The organism is Uliginosibacterium sangjuense, from assembly GCF_059132465.1.
On sequence record NZ_CP101132.1, the window covers coordinates 397453 to 412747 of the forward strand.

Annotated in this window: 15 protein-coding genes; 8 read left to right on the forward strand and 7 right to left on the reverse strand. The window is 67.2% G+C overall.

Annotated elements, in window-relative coordinates; translation table 11 throughout:
* Positions 1 to 133: 133 nt before the first annotated feature.
* Together NMB43_RS01845 and NMB43_RS01850 are read left to right on the forward strand one after the other, a co-directional pair.
* The gene (locus NMB43_RS01845; protein WP_494350456.1) at positions 134 to 442 is read left to right on the forward strand and encodes a high-potential iron-sulfur protein; all 309 of its coding nucleotides are present in this window, start codon (positions 134 to 136) and stop codon (positions 440 to 442) included.
* A gap of 130 nt (positions 443 to 572) precedes the next feature.
* Entirely contained in the window at positions 573 to 1769 is a 1197-nt protein-coding gene (locus NMB43_RS01850; RefSeq protein WP_494350457.1) for an NnrS family protein, read from the forward strand.
* 61 nt (positions 1770 to 1830) lie between these two features.
* On the opposite strand, the gene NMB43_RS01855 is transcribed toward NMB43_RS01850, so the two are convergent.
* Both NMB43_RS01855 and NMB43_RS01860 read right to left on the reverse strand, forming a co-directional pair.
* Entirely contained in the window at positions 1831 to 3006 is a 1176-nt protein-coding gene (locus NMB43_RS01855) for a phosphoglycerate dehydrogenase (RefSeq protein WP_494350458.1), read from the reverse strand.
* Between the two features lie 93 nt (positions 3007 to 3099).
* A complete protein-coding gene (locus tag NMB43_RS01860) occupies positions 3100 to 4017 on the reverse strand; it encodes a LysR family transcriptional regulator (RefSeq protein WP_494350459.1) in 918 nt (305 codons plus the stop codon).
* 76 nt (positions 4018 to 4093) lie between these two features.
* On the opposite strand from NMB43_RS01860, the gene NMB43_RS01865 reads away from it, so the two are divergent.
* Entirely contained in the window at positions 4094 to 5095 is a 1002-nt protein-coding gene (locus tag NMB43_RS01865) for a sodium-dependent bicarbonate transport family permease (RefSeq protein ID WP_494350460.1), read from the forward strand.
* Here NMB43_RS01865 and NMB43_RS01870 read toward each other — a convergent pair.
* On the reverse strand, positions 5076 to 6515 hold the full coding sequence (locus NMB43_RS01870) for a cryptochrome/photolyase family protein (RefSeq protein WP_494350461.1): 1440 nt from the start codon (positions 6513 to 6515) through the stop codon (positions 5076 to 5078). The genes NMB43_RS01865 and NMB43_RS01870 overlap by 20 nt on opposite strands.
* Positions 6516 to 6628: 113 nt before the next feature.
* On the opposite strand from NMB43_RS01870, the gene NMB43_RS01875 reads away from it, so the two are divergent.
* The 5 genes from NMB43_RS01875 to NMB43_RS01895 are packed head-to-tail and all read left to right on the forward strand — an operon-like array spanning position 6629 to position 10329.
* Positions 6629 to 7150 carry a YqgE/AlgH family protein gene (locus NMB43_RS01875; RefSeq protein ID WP_494352099.1) on the forward strand — a complete coding sequence of 174 codons (522 nt, stop codon included), beginning with the start codon at positions 6629 to 6631 and terminating at the stop codon, positions 7148 to 7150.
* A gap of 4 nt (positions 7151 to 7154) precedes the next feature.
* The gene (ruvX, locus tag NMB43_RS01880) at positions 7155 to 7598 is read left to right on the forward strand and encodes a Holliday junction resolvase RuvX (protein WP_494350462.1); all 444 of its coding nucleotides are present in this window, start codon (positions 7155 to 7157) and stop codon (positions 7596 to 7598) included.
* Positions 7585 to 8085 carry a bifunctional pyr operon transcriptional regulator/uracil phosphoribosyltransferase PyrR gene (gene pyrR, locus NMB43_RS01885; protein ID WP_494350463.1) on the forward strand — a complete coding sequence of 167 codons (501 nt, stop codon included), beginning with the start codon at positions 7585 to 7587 and terminating at the stop codon, positions 8083 to 8085. The genes ruvX and pyrR overlap by 14 nt, the downstream gene beginning before the upstream one ends.
* Positions 8078 to 9040 carry an aspartate carbamoyltransferase catalytic subunit gene (locus NMB43_RS01890; protein WP_494350464.1) on the forward strand — a complete coding sequence of 321 codons (963 nt, stop codon included), beginning with the start codon at positions 8078 to 8080 and terminating at the stop codon, positions 9038 to 9040. Before pyrR ends, NMB43_RS01890 begins: the two co-directional genes overlap by 8 nt.
* A gap of 2 nt (positions 9041 to 9042) precedes the next feature.
* Positions 9043 to 10329: a dihydroorotase gene (locus tag NMB43_RS01895; RefSeq protein ID WP_494350465.1), complete on the forward strand. Its 1287-nt coding sequence runs from the start codon at positions 9043 to 9045 to the stop codon at positions 10327 to 10329.
* 45 nt (positions 10330 to 10374) lie between these two features.
* Here NMB43_RS01895 and NMB43_RS01900 read toward each other — a convergent pair whose 3' ends face one another.
* The 4 genes from NMB43_RS01900 to mutM form a co-directional block, all read right to left on the reverse strand.
* Entirely contained in the window at positions 10375 to 10539 is a 165-nt protein-coding gene (locus NMB43_RS01900) for a hypothetical protein (protein ID WP_494350466.1), read from the reverse strand.
* Positions 10540 to 10681: 142 nt separating this feature from the next.
* The gene (locus NMB43_RS01905) at positions 10682 to 12046 is read right to left on the reverse strand and encodes an EAL and HDOD domain-containing protein (RefSeq protein ID WP_494350467.1); all 1365 of its coding nucleotides are present in this window, start codon (positions 12044 to 12046) and stop codon (positions 10682 to 10684) included.
* Positions 12047 to 12206: 160 nt separating this feature from the next.
* Entirely contained in the window at positions 12207 to 14168 is a 1962-nt protein-coding gene (locus NMB43_RS01910; protein WP_494350468.1) for a dynamin family protein, read from the reverse strand.
* Between the two features lie 235 nt (positions 14169 to 14403).
* Positions 14404 to 15219 (reverse strand): bifunctional DNA-formamidopyrimidine glycosylase/DNA-(apurinic or apyrimidinic site) lyase, encoded by an 816-nt coding sequence (mutM, locus tag NMB43_RS01915; protein WP_494350469.1) that lies wholly within the window; start codon positions 15217 to 15219, stop codon positions 14404 to 14406.
* Between the last annotated feature and the right edge of the window lie 76 nt (positions 15220 to 15295).

Sequence of the window (15295 nt, forward strand, 5' to 3'; positions counted from 1 at the left end):
TATTGCTGCGCTCGCAAGGCCTCTATGTAGTAGCGCGCATTGTCCGGCGCCGCATTTGGCGCTAGGGTGTGCGCCGAATACCCATTCAGTGGAATGGGTTATTGCTTTCCTGACCATCACCGAGGTAATCCACATGCAAAGCCGTCGCCAATTCATGTTGACCGCCGTTCCCGTTCTGGGACTGGGCTTGCTGGGCAGTCGCCTGGCCTGTGCCCAGGCCAAGCTGCTCGAGAACGACCCCACCGCCGTGGCCCTGGGTTACAAGGAGGACGCGACCAAGGTCGATGCCAAGAAGTACCCCACCTTCAAGGCTGGCAACCTGTGCAACAACTGCATGCTCTTCAAGGGCAAGCCGACCGATGCCAGCGCCTCCTGTAGCGCGTTTGGCGATAAGCTGGTGGCGGGCAAGGGCTGGTGCATGGCCTGGGTGAAAAAGGCCTGAGTCTTCGGAGCCGGCCTGATGAAGCCCGCCGCGTGCGGGCTTTTTGTTGCGCGGGCGGAAAATTGACTCGGGGCAAGGCAGCCGGCCCGACCTGCTCCGGACAATGTGGGTTCCCCCTAGGAGAACCACAATGCCCTTGATCCGCCTCGATGAGCCGCGCGTGAAACCGCGCACCCCGCCTACCGGCTGGGCGCCTTTCGCGCTGGGCTTTCGCCCCTTCTACCTGCTGGCCGCCGCGTTGGCGGTGCTGTTCGTTCCCTTGTGGATCGGCCTTTTCGTCGGCCACGCTACGCTCTCGCCGGTCTTGCCGCCGCTGCTGTGGCACGGGCATGAGATGGTGTTCGGCTTCGCGTGCGCGGTGATCGTCGGTTTCCTGTTCACCGCAGTGCGCAACTGGACCGGGCTCGACACCCCCAGCGGTCTGCCCTTGGCGGCCCTGGCGGCGCTATGGCTGGCTGCGCGTGTGGCGCTGCTGAGCGGACCGCACTGGCTGGCTGCGCTGCTGGACCTGGCGTTCCTGCCCGTTGCGGCGGTGCCCTTGGCGCAACGCCTGTTCAAGGTGCACCAAGCACGCAATTACTTCCTGCTGCTGATCCTGGGCTTGCTGACGGTCGCCAACCTGGTGGTGCACGCCGGCAGCGCCGGCTGGTGGGCGGTGTCACCGATCACCGGCCTGCATCTCGCGGTGGCCTTGATCACCGTGCTGGAGACGGTGATCGCCGGGCGCATCGTGCCCAGCTTCACGGCCAATGCCTTGAAGCTCACGACTTTCCGTCATCCCGCCCTGGAGTGGGCGGCGGTGCTGCTGACCGCCGCGAGCTTGCTGGCCTGGGCCCTGGACGCTCCGGCGGCATGGCTCAGCCCGCTGGCGCTGCTCGCTGCCGTGGCGCAGGCGCTGCGCTGCTGGGGTTGGCGTCCGTTTGGCTCCTGGCGCAAGCCGCTGCTGTGGATTCTGCACCTGTCGCATGGCTGGATCATCGTGGCCCTGGCCTTGCTGGGCCTGGCCGGGCTGGGCATCGGCACGGCCGCGCCGGTGCTGCACCTGCTCACCGTGGGCGGCATGGCCGGCCTGATCCTCGGCATGATCACGCGCACCGCGCTGGGCCATACCGGCCGCATGCTGGTCAGCGGCCCCGTCGAGCTGGCCTGCTACCTGTTGCTGCAAGTCGCGCTGCTGACGCGCGTGCTGCCCGTGCTGATGTGGCCGGAGGCCTATCGGGTTGGGCTGATGGTGTCGGCGACGGCCTGGGCTGCGTGCTTCGCCTTGTACCTGTGGAAGTACGCGCCGATGTTGCTGCGCGTGCGGCCGGACGGGCGGGAGGGCTGATTCAGGCAGGCATGAAAAAGGCCCGGCGATGCCGGGCCTTTTTGTTGGGCGCGACGGCGGATCAGGCGCAGTTCGGAATCACCCGCACCGCCACCACGCCGTCGACGGCCTTCAACTGGCCGACCAGATCGGCGCTGACCTCGCCCGACACGTCGATGATGTTGTAGGCGATGTCGCCCTTGTTCTTGTTGATCATGTCGTCGATGTTCAGGCCATGCGAACCGACCACCGAGGTGAGCTGGCTGATCACGTTGGGCACGTTCTTGTTGCTGATCGTGATGCGCGTCTTGCCGGTGGGCGCCATCTCGCAGGCCGGGAAGTTCACCGAGTTCTTGATGTTGCCGCGCTCCAGGTACTCACGCATCTGGTCGGCGGCCATCACCGCGCAGTTGTCTTCCGATTCCGGCGTCGACGCCCCCAGGTGCGGCACGCACAGGATCTTGTCCACGCCCAGCAGCTCGTCTTCCGGCAGGTCGATCACGTAGCCGGCGACATGGCCGGAGGCGATGGCCGCCTTGATGGCGGCGTTGTCGACCAGGCCGTTGCGGCTGAAGTTGAGCAGGCGCGCGCCCTTCTTCATGCGGGCGATGCGCTCTTCGTTGAAGAGGTTCTTGGTGTCCTTGGTGGCCGGCACGTGGATCGTGATGTAGTCGCACTCGGCGATCATCGCGTCCAGGCTGGCCGCCTTCTGCACTTCGTGCGACAGCTTCCAGGCCGCATCCACGCTGACGAAGGGGTCGAAACCGATCACCCGCATGCCCAGCGCATTGGCTGCGTTGGCGACCAGCACACCAATTGCTCCGAGACCAATGACGCCCAGGGTCTTGCCCTGGATTTCGGGGCCGACGAACTGGGCCTTGCCCTTCTCGACCAGCGGCGGCACTTCATCGCCCTTGCCCTTGAGCGTGTTGGCCCAGGTGATGCCTTCGTACAGGTTGCGCGAGGAGAGCAGCAGCGAGGCGATGACGACTTCCTTCACCCCGTTGGCATTGGCGCCGGGCGTGTTGAAGACGACGATGCCGCGCTCGGTGCACTTGTCGAGCGGAATGTTGTTCACGCCGGCGCCGGCACGCGCGATGGCCAGCACGCTGGCCGGGATGTCCATGCTGTGCATGTCGGCCGAGCGCAGCAGGATGCCGTCCGGATTGAGGATCTCGGTGGCCGATTCATAGTTGTCGCGCGGCAGGCGATCGAGGCCGCAGGACGCAATCTTGTTCAGGGTCTGGATTTTGAACATGGGGTATCCGCTCTTCTCGTCAGTGATCAGGTTGCTCGCCCCGGTCGCCGCGCAGGCCGACCGAAGTACGGAGCGCGTAACGATAGCAGACGCCTATCGAAACGCATGCTGCACAGGATCAAGGAATGGCATTGCCTCGCGTGCGGCGAGCAGGTGTTCGATGAAGCGCTGCGTCACCAGAGAGCGCTCCTGGCGGGCGGGCATCACGATCTTCCAGGCCGAGGGCAATGGGAAGCCCGCGCAGGGCAGCTCCACGATGCCCGGGGTGTCGCGCAGCGCATGGCGCGACAGGATGGACAGCCCGAGCCCGCTCTGCACGGCGAGCTTGATGGCTTCGTTGCTGCCGATTTCCATCTTGATGTTCAACTGCAGGCCGTGGCGCTGCAGCCAGTCGTCGATCGCCATGCGGGTGCCCGAGCCCGCTTCGCGCAGGAGGAAGCGCTCCGTCTGCACCTGCCTTGCTTCGACTGGCGCGCCTGCCTGGGCCAGGGCATGTCCGGCCGGGGCGATCAATACCAGCGGGTTGTCGAGGAAAGGCAGCGCGTCGAGCGCCATGTCACTGGGTGGGCGCGACATGATGGTCAGGTCGTCCAGGCCCTGGCGCAGGCGGGCCGCGATCTGGGCGCGGTTGCCGATCTCCAGGCTCACTTCGATGCCGGGGTAGCGCGCGCAGAACGGGGCCAGGAGGCTGGGCACGAAATACTTGGCGGTGCTGACCACCGCCAGGCGCAGCCGTCCGCTCTGCAGGCCGCGCAGGTCGTGGATGCGATCGGCAAAGTCTGCCCAGGTGTCGGCCATGCGCCGGGCTGCGTGGTACAGCGCCTCGCCGGCCTGCGACAGGCGCAGCGGTTTGTGCCCGTCGAACAAGGGCAGGCCCACCTGCTCGCTGATCTGCTTGAGCTGGATCGACACGCTGGGCTGGGTGCAGTGCATTTCGCGCGCGGCCGCACTGACGCCGCCTGTGCGGACGACCGCTTCGAACAGCCGGAGTTGGCGCAAGGTCAGGTGCATGGCTTCATTGCATAAATAAAAGTCTATGTAAGTGTTGCATAGAATTGATTTGAGCTTAAGTTGTATGCGGTGCAGCATGCGAGCCCTTGTCTGCTCTTCCGTGCTGTCCATGCTGAATCACGCGCTGTCCAACCTGCTCGATCCGGCCATCCTGTTCTTCTTCCTGGGCTGCCTGATGGCAGCGGTCCGTTCCAATCTCGATATCCCGCCGCCGATCGCGCGCTTCTTCTCCCTCTATCTGCTGATGGCCATGGGCTTCAAGGGCGGGGTGGCGTTGGCGGAGAGCCCGGGGGCGGGGGCCTGGATTCCCATTGCCTGTGCCCTGCTGCTGGCGGTGCTCGCGCCGGCCTGGGGCTATGCCGTGCTGCGCCGGCGCTTCTCGCCTTTCGATGCGGCCGCGATCGCCGCTGCCTATGGCTCGGTGAGCGCGGTCACCTTCATCACCGCCACCCAGTTCCTGGAGCGCCTGGGCGTGAGCTATGGCGGCTACATGATGGTGGCCATGGTCCTGATGGAGTCACCGGCGATCATCATGGCGGTCCTGCTGGCCAACCTGGCCCGGCGGCATGTGCCGGGCTCGACGCCTCCGCATGGTTTCCGCGAGATCTTGCGCGAGGCTTTCACCGACGGTGCCCAGCTCCTGCTGGTGGGCAGCCTGGTCATCGGTGCCATCGTCGGGCCGGAGGGCAAGAAGGTGCTGGACCCGTTCACAGGTCAGCTCTTCAAGGGCATCCTGGCTTTCTTCCTGCTCGAAATGGGCATGCTGGTCGTGCGGCGGGCACGCGAGGTGCGGGCGGAGCTGCCCGGCCTGGTCCTGTTTGGCTTGGGTGCGCCGCTGGTGAATGCAGTGCTGGCCCTGGGCCTGGCCTGGTGTTTCGGTCTATCGGACGGTGATGGGCTGCTGCTCATGGTGCTGGCCGCCAGCGCGTCCTACATCGTGGTGCCGGCCGTGTTGCGGGAGGCTGTGCCGGAGGCCAACCCCGGGCTCTACTTCGGCGCCGCCCTGGTGGTGACCTTCCCGTTCAACATCGTCCTGGGCATTCCGCTCTACCACGCACTCATTCAACGGGTCGGCTGACGCGGCCGAAGCGCGCCAGCGTGCGCTCCCTGGCCACCGCGTGGTCGACCACCGGGGCCGGGTAGTCGCGGCCGATCACGACCCCCAGCGACTGCTGGTCGATCGGGGCCAGGGTCCAGGGAGCATGGATGGCCCGCGCGGGCAGCGGCGTTAGTTCCGGCACATAGCGCCGGATGAAGCGCCCCTCGGGGTCGAACTTCTCCGACTGGCTCACCGGGTTGAAGATGCGGAAGTAGGGCTGGGCGTCGCAACCGGTGGAGGCGGCCCATTGCCAGCCGCCGTTGTTGGCGGCGAGGTCGTAGTCGTTGAGGTGCTCGGCGAAGAAACGCTCGCCGCGCAGCCAGTGGATACCCAGGTCCTTGGTCAGGAAGCTGGCGCTGATCATGCGCAGGCGGTTGTGCATGTAGCCGGTCTGCAGCAACTGGCGCTGCGCGGCATCCACGATGGGGTAACCGGTGCGGCCCTCGCACCAGGCGGCGAACAAGGCATCCGCGGCCGGGCCTTCGTCCCAGCGCAGCGCATCGTATTCCGCGCGCCAGGCATGCTCGGTGACGCGCGGATGGTGGTGCAGGATCTGCTGGTAGAAGTCGCGCCAGATCAGCTCAGACAGCCAGGTCTCCGCGCCGGCGCCACCTTTTTCCCAGGCGTGGCGCGCCAATTCGCGGATGCTGATCGTGCCGAAGCGCAGGTGGGTGGACAGGTAGGACACGCCCTTGGCGGCCGGGAAGTCCCGCGCGGCCTTGTAGTGGTCGATACGTTCGCGAAAGTCGTCCCACAACTGCCGCGCGCCGTGCATGCCGGTGGGGAGCTTGAGCGCCGCTAGATTGGTTGGCTCGAAGCCAAGCTCGGCCAGGTCGGGAATGCGTTCCGTCGTGGGCGGCGCGGCCAGGTGGGCGGTGTAGCGCGCCACCGGGTAGGGCTTGAGATAGAAGTCCGTCACCTGGCGCAGCCAGGCGTTCTTGTAGGGCGTGAACACGCCGTAGGGCGTGCCGGCCTGGGTCAGCAGCTCGTCGCGCTCGAAGATCACCTGGTCCTTGAAGCTGTGGAAGGCGATGCCTGCCGCGTGCAGGCGGGCTGCCACCTCGGCGTCGCGGGCCAGCGCGTCCGGTTCGTAGTCGTGATTGGTGAACACGGCAGCGACGCCCAGCGCCTGTGCCAGTGCGGGCAGGGTGTCGCGGGGATGGCCGTGGCGCACGATCAGGCCGCCGCCCTGGCGCCGCAGTGCTGAGTCCAGCTCGATCACGCTCAGGTGGATGAACTCCACGCGGCGGTCCTGCCGTTGGGGCAAGGCATCCAGGATGTCGCGGTCGAACACGAAGGCGCAGTACACGCGCGCATGCGTCTTCAGCGCGTGGTACAGCGCGGCGTGGTCGTGATCGCGCAGGTCGCGGCGGAACCAGACGAGGGCGGCAGGGCTCATGGCAGCGGGGGCGGGTTGGGCTGGGGCGATTATGAGCCCGCGGGGGCGGCGCACAAACGGGTTAAAATGCGGGCGTGAACGCGACGAATCTGACCAATCACTTCCTGATCGCCATGCCCGCCATGGAGGATCCCAACTTTGCCCGCAGCCTGGTGTTCGTGGCCGAACACAATGACGAGGGGGCGCTGGGCGTGATCATCAACCGCCCCATCGAGCTGACGGTGGAAGGCTTGTTCGAACGCATCGAGCTGCCGCTGGAGGCTGACGAGATCGGCGAGCAGCCGGTTTATTTCGGCGGCCCGGTGCAGACCGACCGCGGTTTCGTGCTGCATCGTCCGGCGGGTGACTGGCAGTCCAGCCTGCGCGTCAGTGACGAGCTGGCGCTGACCAGCTCCAAGGACATCCTGCAAGCCTTCGGCGCACGCGGCGAACCGCGCGACATGATCATCACGCTGGGCTATTCCGGCTGGGGTGCGGGGCAATTGGAGGACGAGCTGGCGCAGAACGCCTGGCTCACCGTGCCGGCGCAGTCCCACATCATCTTCGAACTGGAGCCGGAGGCGCGTCTCGACGCCGCCGTGAAGCTCCTGGGCATCGACTTCACGAATCTCTCCGACGTGGCGGGGCACGCCTGAGGGCATGTCGACCCTGCTCGGCTTCGACTTCGGCACCGTGCGCATCGGCGTGGCGGTGGGCGAGACTGAAACCGGCCTGGCGCAAGCACTGTGCGTGATCGAGGGCGAGGCCAATGCGCTGCGCTTCGAGGCCATCGCCAAGCTGCTCGCCGAGTGGCAGCCCGCCCGCCTGATCGTGGGCCTGCCCATGAACATGGACGGCAGCGAGCACGACATGAGCGCGCGCTGCCGGCGTTTTGCCAACCAGCTCACCGGCCGCTTCAACCTGCCCGTCGAGTTGATGGACGAACGCCTAAGCTCGGCCGACGCCGAGGACATGCTGCGCGAAGTCGGGGCGCTGCACGGCACGCGTGCCGGCCGCGACTGGCGCGAGCGCAAGAAGCATCTCGACGCCCTGGCTGCACAAAGAATCCTTCAATCCTTCCTGGACCATCATGGAACTGCCTGACGCCAACACGCTCGTCCGCCAACTGGTCGAGCACATCCGTCCCCATGTCACCGAGCGCACCGCACTGATCGGCATCTATACCGGCGGTGTATGGCTGGCCGAGTACCTGCACCGCGAGCTGGGCATCGGCGAACCGCTGGGCACCCTCGACGTGGCCTTCTACCGCGACGACTTCGGCTCGCGCGGCCTGCATGCCAAACCGCGCCGTTCCGACATTCCGTTCGACATCAGCGGGCGCGACATCATCCTCGTCGACGATGTGCTCTACACCGGCCGCACCACGCGCGCCGCGCTCAACGAGCTGTTCGACTATGGCCGCCCAGGGCGCGTCGATCTGGCGGTGCTGGTGGATCGTGGCGAGCGCCAACTGCCCATCGCGCCGACCTGGTGCGCCCACGCGCTGGCGCAGCCGTTGCCGGCCGGCGCGCGCCTGCGCCTGTCGCGTGACGAAAACGGACTCTTCTCGCTGAGGACTCTCCATGCTTAATCCCCAACTCAACGCGCGCGGCGAGCTGCAGCACCTGCTGACGCTCGACGGCCTGCCGCAGCGCATCCTGACGCAAATTCTCGACACCGCCGAGCCCTTCACCGAGGTGGCCGAGCGCGAGGTCAAGAAGCTGCCCTTGCTGCGCGGCAAGAGCGTGTTCAACGTGTTCTTCGAGAACAGCACGCGCACCCGCACCACCTTCGAGATCGCCGCCAAGCGCCTGTCGGCCGACGTCATCAACCTCAACGTGTCGACCAGCTCCACGGCCAAGGGCGAGACCTTGCTCGATACGGTGGACAACCTCGTCGCCATGGGCGCCGACATGTTCGTCATGCGCCATGCCTCCAGCGGCGCGCCCTACCTGCTGGCGCAGCACCTGCGCAACACCGGACGCGACCACATCAGCGTGGTCAACGCCGGTGACGGGCGCCATGCGCACCCGACGCAGGGCCTGCTCGACATGTACACGATCCGCCACTACAAGAAGGACTTTACCCAGCTGACCGTGGCGGTGGTGGGCGACGTGCTGCACTCGCGCGTGGCGCGCTCCGAGATCGCCGCGCTGACCACGCTGGGCGTGCCCGAAGTCCGCGTGATCGGCCCGCGCACGCTGCTGCCCACCGACGTCGAACGCATGGGCGTGCGCGTCTTCCATGACCTGCGCGAAGGGCTCAAGGACGTCGATGTGGTCATGATGCTGCGCCTGCAGAACGAACGCATGCAGGGGGCACTGCTGCCCTCCAGCCAGGAGTACTTCAAGGTGTGGGGGCTGACCGAGGACAAGCTGGCGCTCGCCAAGCCGGATGCGATTGTCATGCACCCGGGGCCGATGAACCGCGGGGTCGAGATCGATTCGGCGGTGGCCGATGGCCGCCATGCGGTGATCCTGCCGCAGGTCACCTTCGGCATCGCGGTACGCATGGCCGTGATGAGCATGCTGGGGAGCAAGGAATAAGCATGAAGATCCAGATCCGCAATGGCCGGGTGATCGACCCGGCGAACAAGATCGACGCGCAGCTTGACCTGTTCATCGCCGACGGCAAGATCGTCGCGCTGGGCAGCGCGCCCGCCGGTTTCACGCCGGAGCAGCTCATCGACGCAGGTGGTCTGGTTGTCGCGCCGGGCCTGATCGACCTCGCTGCGCGCCTGCGCGAGCCGGGCTTCGAGTACCGCGCCACGCTGGAGAGCGAGATGCAGGCCGCGATGGCCGGCGGCGTGACCAGCCTGGCCTGCCCGCCGGACACCGATCCGACCCTGGACGAGCCAGGCCTGGTCGAGATGCTGTGCTTCCGCGCCAAGAACCTGAACTGCGCCCACGTCTACCCGATAGGCGCGCTGACGGCGGGCCTCAAGGGCGAGCGCCTGACCGAGATGGCCGAGCTGTCCGAAGCCGGCTGCGTGGCCTTCAGCCAGGCCAACGTACCGATCAAGGACACCCAGGTGCTGTTCCGCGCCATGCAGTACGCGGCCACGTTCGGCTACCGCGTGTGGCTGCAGCCGACCGAGCCGTATCTGGGCAAGGGCGGCGTGGCGCACGATGGCGAAGTCGCCTCGCGTCTGGGCCTGACCGGCATTCCGGTGGAGGCCGAGACGCTCGCGCTGGACCGTTACCTGCGCCTGGCCGGTGCCACCGGCGTCAAGCTGCACATCATGCGGGTGTCGTCGGCGGCCGGGCTGGAGGCGATCCGCCGCGCGCGCGCCGAAGGCGTGGATGTGACCTGTGACGTGTCGGCCCATCACCTGCACCTGTGCGATATGGACATCGGCTACTTCAACCCGCTGTGCCACCTGGAGCCGCCGCTGCGCAGCCAGCGCGACCGCGAGGCCTTGCGGGCGGCCTTGCGCAGCGGGGAGATCAACGCCGTCTGTTCGGACCACACGCCGGTCGATGACGACGCCAAGCAACTGCCCTTCGCCGAAGCCGAGGCCGGTGCGACCGGCCTGGAGCTGCTGCTGCCGCTGACCCTCAAGTGGGCGCGCGAGGAAAAGCTGGGCCTTGCCGACGCCTTGTCACGCATCACCCGCGACGCCGCAGCCATCATGGGCATCACCAAGGGTGGCCATCTGGGCGTGGGCGCGCGCGCTGACGTGTGCGTGTTCGACCCCGAGGCCGAGCGCGTGGTGAGTCGCGAGTCGCTGCGCAGCCAGGGCAAGAACACACCCTTCCTGGGTCTGCCGCTGCCGGGGCGGGTGCGTTACACCTTGGTCGAAGGGCGCGTGATGTTCGCCGAGCCGGCGCGCTGAAGGCGCGGCGGGCAAAGACGGAAAAGCCGGCGTGAGCCGGCTTTTCTATTTCCGGGCCTGCCGCAGGCGCGGCGCCGCCACGGATGCGCGCGCCTCCTGCTCCGCCGCGGGGGGCCGGCTGCCGGGCGCTCCGGGTGCGGGACGTGTCCGTCCGCGCGTGTCGTGCAGCGCGAGCATGGTCAGGGCAACCAGACCGAAGGACAGTTTCATGGCGTTCTCCCGGCGGGCGAGGCGGCGGAGCACCGGCACCTGCCGACGAATCCCTGCTGCCCTTGCCCACTAACGTGCCATCCCCCTGTCGGGTGCACACCGTTTGGCCGCGGATTCTCGTCGTTGGTAAGCGTGGGGCGCGTCAGTGGCTGCGCACCGGCGTGGCCTCGGCGGTGTTGACCCAGGCCAGGGCCTCCAGGTGGCGCGCATTGACCTTGCGCGTGCTGAGCCCCACCGCCACCGCGAACTTCAGCACGCGCTCCACCTGGCCGCGCTCCACCGCGTCCGCCAGCGCCAGGTAGGCGCCGAAGGGGCCTTTCTGGCGCAGCAGGGCCATGCGCATGTCCTCGGGCAGGTTCAGCGGCTCCAGGGCCTGTTCCAGCGGGATGCGCAGCGCCACGTCGAGCATCGAGAACAGGCCCAGCACGAACAGCCGTTCGCACTGCGCCTCGGGCAAGCGCCCCTCGCCCAGCAGTTCGAGGAAGCGCGCGCGTACCAGCGCAGCCTCCATCAGGGCCGCGTTGCCGCCCAGGTTGCCGCCCAGCATCAGCAGGGTCAGCCAGCGGTCCAGTTGTTCCTCGCCCAGCACCATCAGGGCCTGCTCGATGGAGGAGAGCTGACGTTCCAGGCCCCGCGCCGCGGTATTCACATAGCGCAGCAGGCGGTAGGACATGGCCATGTCCTGCTTGAGCACCTTGGCCATCTCGCGCATGTCCGCGCCATGGCGCAGATCGGTGATCAGCTTGGCCACGGCCAGCACCTGCGGTGTCAGCTCGCGTCCGCCCGCGTCGCTGCGGCGGGTCACGAAGCCCCCCTGGAAGCGGCTGCAGCCCAGGCCGCGGGCGAGCTCGAATTCCTCCTGGCTGGCGATGTCCCAGGCTGCGCGCTGGAGGCTCGGGCTGTCTCGGCGCAGGCGCTTGAGCGTGTCGGCGATTTCGGTCGGCAGGTGCATCGCCACGCGCAGCACCACGCCGTTGGCCTGTGCCGCGGCGCTGGCAAACCAGGGCGTGCCGGCGCAGTCGTCCAGCCAGATCTCGGCGCCGGCCGCACGCAGGCTGGCCATGCGCAGCAGAATGGTCGAGTCCGCCACGCGGTCGGTGCGTGTAGGCACCACCAGCAGGCTGCACTGCCGCGGCAGAGCCTGCGGATCCAATCTTGCCAGGCTGCTCTCCCACACCTGCAGGTAGCAGCGGCGTTCGCCCAGCGCGGTGGAGTCGAACCGGGTCATCTGTTCGAGCAGCAATTCATCGAGGAAATCACGCATCTGGGCGCTGACGCCGCGCAGCCTGTCGCGTGGCTCACCACGCAGGGCGAAGGCATAGGCCACCACGTTCATCTCGGCGTCCAGCACATCGCGGCGGGTCAGCAGGGGGGCGCTGTCGTCCTCGGTCGTGGGCGTGGCGCGGGTCGGCGCACGCGCGGGGGCGGGTGGGCGGGCGGCAGGCGGGCTGGGCGGCGCCGGCGGTTCCAAAAGATTGGCGAGGTAGTGCAGCAAGGCGCGGAACATGGGCACATCCGTGATCATTCCTGCAATAACGGCGGCGGCCGATGTTCTTTAAGGGCGGCAGCAGGGGCATCCCGCTCTGAGGCGGAATATTCCGTCGACAGCATTGGCACAAACAAAAAAGCGGCCACCGGGGCCGCTTTCGTGACGACGCGGGCGCGGCTCAGGCAGCGATGGAACCTTCTTCCTGCAGCTCGTCCGGCGCCTCGCCGAGGGCCGACTCGATGACGCGGCGCATCGAGGCCACCTCTTCGAGTTGACGCAGCATGGCGCTTTCGGACTGTTCCAGCTCTTCGATACGCTCCTCCAGCGTGCCGGTCGCCTCATGGACGCGCTTGACGCTTTCCAGGCGACGCTTCAACTGCAGCTGGTACTCGCGCACCTGGGTCTCCAGCGGGGCCATCACGGCACGCAGCCATTGCTCGATGTCGCGGTTGGCGACCTCGAAAGTGCGGCGCGCCTCGATCGCGATGGTCTCGAAGAAGCGCTGTGTCACCGTCCCCTTCCAGTGCGCGATCATGGTGCCCACGCTATTGAGCTGCTCGTCGAAGGCGTGGCGTAGGCGGGCGATCTCGCGTTCGTAACGGATGGTCGAGAAGGCGGCTGGTGGCGCGAGCTTCAGCCCGTGCTCGACGGCGAAGCGCTTGTACATCGCGTCCAGCATGGCGGTGATCTCGTCGATCTCGCCGGAGGACTTGCGCAGGTTGTCGTGCAGCTTTGAGAAGAACTGTTCCATCGCCTCGCGCAGACCCTTGGACAGGCGCGCGTCGATCATTGCCTCGCGCGTGCGCTTGGTTTCGCTGCGCACGGCATCCATCCCGATATGCAGGAACAGGCGGTTGGAGAGGTTGGTGAACACGCTGCGCACGGCGTGGTACTTCTGCAGGCCGCGCTCGAACTCCTCCTTCTCGCTGCGCACCTTGCGCATCATGTACTCGATGACGCTCTGGTTCTTGCCGCGCAGGTCCGACATCTCCTGCAACTGCTCGCGCAGGCCCTTCAGGCGCGAGGCCAGCAGTTCGTCGGCACGGCGCAGGATGTCACTGGTCTCGAGCAGGGCGTTCTCGCGCAGGATCTGCTGCCGTGCCGGCAGCAGCTCGGAGGAAAGCGCGTTCTCGAGCTTGGCCAGACGCGAGCGCTCGAGCAGCGAGGCGACCTTGTGCACCTTGGCGTACAGCCCCTTCTGGGCCGACACCGGGAAGATCTGGCTGGGCGGGATGGCCAGGGTGGTGGCCACCGACTGGACCTGGCGTTCGATCTCGGCGTTGATTTCGGCCTCGGGGCGCATGCCGTCCCACAGACCGTCGATCTTGTTGAGCACGACCACGCGGCCGCGCTTCTGCGTGCCGCCGGCATTCACATGGCTTTGCCACACCAGCAGGTCGCTGTGCGTGACGCCGGTATCCGCGGCCAGGATGAACAGCACGGCATGCGCATTGGGCAGCAGCGACAGGGTCAGCTCGGGTTCCGAGCCGATCGCGTTGAGCCCCGGGGTGTCGACGATGACTAGGCCTTGCTCCAGCAGCGGGTGCGGGAACTGGATCACCGCATGGCGCCAGCGCGCCACCTCGACCATGCCTTCGGCATCCGGCTTGGCGCCCTCGGCGCCGCTGTCGTCGATCGGGAAGCCCAGGCGCTCGGCCTCCTCGCGTGGCACGCGGACCGTCTCTGAGACGCGCGACAGGGCGCGCTGCAGGCTCTCTGCATCGTCTACGTCCACTGGTTCGAAGGTCCAGGCGTCCGGGATGCGGCGCAGGTCCGCCACGCTTTCACGGGAGGCTCGGGTCTCGATGGGCAACAGGCGCACGCCGGGCTGCTGGCCTTCCTCCCACTGCAGCTCGGTCGGGCACATGGTGGTGCGGCCGGCGCTGGAGGGCAGGATGCGGCTGCCATATTCGGAGAAGAACACCGCGTTGATGAGCTCGGACTTGCCGCGCGAGAACTCGGCGACGAAGGCCACCACCAGCTTGTCCTCGCGCAGGCGGTCGAGCAGGTGCTGCAGGCGCAGGTCGGACTGGGCATCGCCCACATCGTTGTGGGTCAGCCAGCCGCGCAGGTGCTGGACCGCCTTGGCGACGTCCCCTCGCCACTGGGCATACGCAGAAAATTGTTCCACCAGAGCCATGACGGCTTCCTCCAGAATTTGATGGCATCGGCCGGGCCGATGGCGTCCCGCCGCGTGACCCGTGATCCTGCCGTGCCGGCCAGGTGGCGTGCGCCGTGGGCGCCGCCAGTCGTCGTCCATGCGGGGCCGGACGCTTCTGATTGACTCCGTGGAATCTACGCTATCGGGCCAAGGCCGGCAATCGGCGGCCTGCCTCGGGTCCCTGGCTATGCACCGTTCATCGCGCCGCAGCAATTCAGCGCTGACAGACGGGGCAGTAGAAGGTGGCGCGTTGTCCGGTCACGCAGCGGCGGATGGGGGTGTCACATACCTTGCAGGGTTCGCCGGCGCGGCCATAGACAAAATACTGCTGCTGGAAATAGCCGGGCTGACCATCGCTGTGCACGAAGTCGCGCAGGGTGCTGCCGCCGGCAGCCAGCGCGTCCTGCAGCGTGGCACGAATTTCTTCGGCGAGACGGCGGTAGCGTGCCACCGCCACGCGATGGGCCGGGCGATGAGGGTGGATGCCGGCGCGGAAAAGGCTCTCCGACGCGTAGATGTTGCCGACGCCCACCACCACGGCGGCATCCATGATCATCAGCTTCACCGCGCAGCGGCGCTGTCGCGCGACCGTGTGCAGCAGCTCACCGTCGAAACCGGGCTCTAGTGGTTCAGGCCCAAGTCCAGCGAGCAGGGGGTGTGTTTCTATCTCTGCGGCATGCAGCCACAGCACTGCCCCGAAACGGCGCGGGTCGTGCAGACGCAACATGGATGGGCCACAAATGATGTCGACATGGTCGTGCTTCTGCGCCGGCGTGTTGACCGGCAAGACGCGCAGGCTGCCCGACATGCCCAGGTGGATCAGCAGACTGCCCTGGGCGAAGTCGATCAGGAGGTACTTGGCGCGCCGGCGATAGCCCAGGATCGTCTGCCCGCACAGGCGATCCGCCAGGTCGGCGGGTACGACATAGCGCAGCCGCGGCTGACGCACGGCCACGGCGGTGACGCAGGCCGGGCCGAGCGCGGCCTCGATGCCGCGACGGGTGGTTTCGACTTCGGGAAGTTCGGGCATGGCGCATCGCGAGGGAAAAACTAGCTGATACTATCGCCGACGAACCAAAGCACGAGCAACGACTCCAATCCGCACG

Coding starts and splice junctions, on each gene's coding strand:
- mutM (WP_494350469.1), bottom strand. CDS start 15,219: ATGCCCGAACTTCCCGAAGTCGAAACCACCCGTCGCGGCATCGAGGCC.
- ruvX (WP_494350462.1), top strand. CDS start 7,155: ATGTCGACCCTGCTCGGCTTCGACTTCGGCACCGTGCGCATCGGCGTG.
- NMB43_RS01850 (WP_494350457.1), top strand. CDS start 573: ATGCCCTTGATCCGCCTCGATGAGCCGCGCGTGAAACCGCGCACCCCG.
- NMB43_RS01895 (WP_494350465.1), top strand. CDS start 9,043: ATGAAGATCCAGATCCGCAATGGCCGGGTGATCGACCCGGCGAACAAG.
- NMB43_RS01905 (WP_494350467.1), bottom strand. CDS start 12,046: ATGTTCCGCGCCTTGCTGCACTACCTCGCCAATCTTTTGGAACCGCCG.
- NMB43_RS01870 (WP_494350461.1), bottom strand. CDS start 6,515: ATGAGCCCTGCCGCCCTCGTCTGGTTCCGCCGCGACCTGCGCGATCAC.
- NMB43_RS01845 (WP_494350456.1), top strand. CDS start 134: ATGCAAAGCCGTCGCCAATTCATGTTGACCGCCGTTCCCGTTCTGGGA.
- NMB43_RS01875 (WP_494352099.1), top strand. CDS start 6,629: ATGCCCGCCATGGAGGATCCCAACTTTGCCCGCAGCCTGGTGTTCGTG.
- NMB43_RS01865 (WP_494350460.1), top strand. CDS start 4,094: ATGCGAGCCCTTGTCTGCTCTTCCGTGCTGTCCATGCTGAATCACGCG.
- NMB43_RS01855 (WP_494350458.1), bottom strand. CDS start 3,006: ATGTTCAAAATCCAGACCCTGAACAAGATTGCGTCCTGCGGCCTCGAT.
- NMB43_RS01910 (WP_494350468.1), bottom strand. CDS start 14,168: ATGGCTCTGGTGGAACAATTTTCTGCGTATGCCCAGTGGCGAGGGGAC.
- NMB43_RS01890 (WP_494350464.1), top strand. CDS start 8,078: ATGCTTAATCCCCAACTCAACGCGCGCGGCGAGCTGCAGCACCTGCTG.
- pyrR (WP_494350463.1), top strand. CDS start 7,585: ATGGAACTGCCTGACGCCAACACGCTCGTCCGCCAACTGGTCGAGCAC.
- NMB43_RS01860 (WP_494350459.1), bottom strand. CDS start 4,017: ATGCACCTGACCTTGCGCCAACTCCGGCTGTTCGAAGCGGTCGTCCGC.
- NMB43_RS01900 (WP_494350466.1), bottom strand. CDS start 10,539: ATGAAACTGTCCTTCGGTCTGGTTGCCCTGACCATGCTCGCGCTGCAC.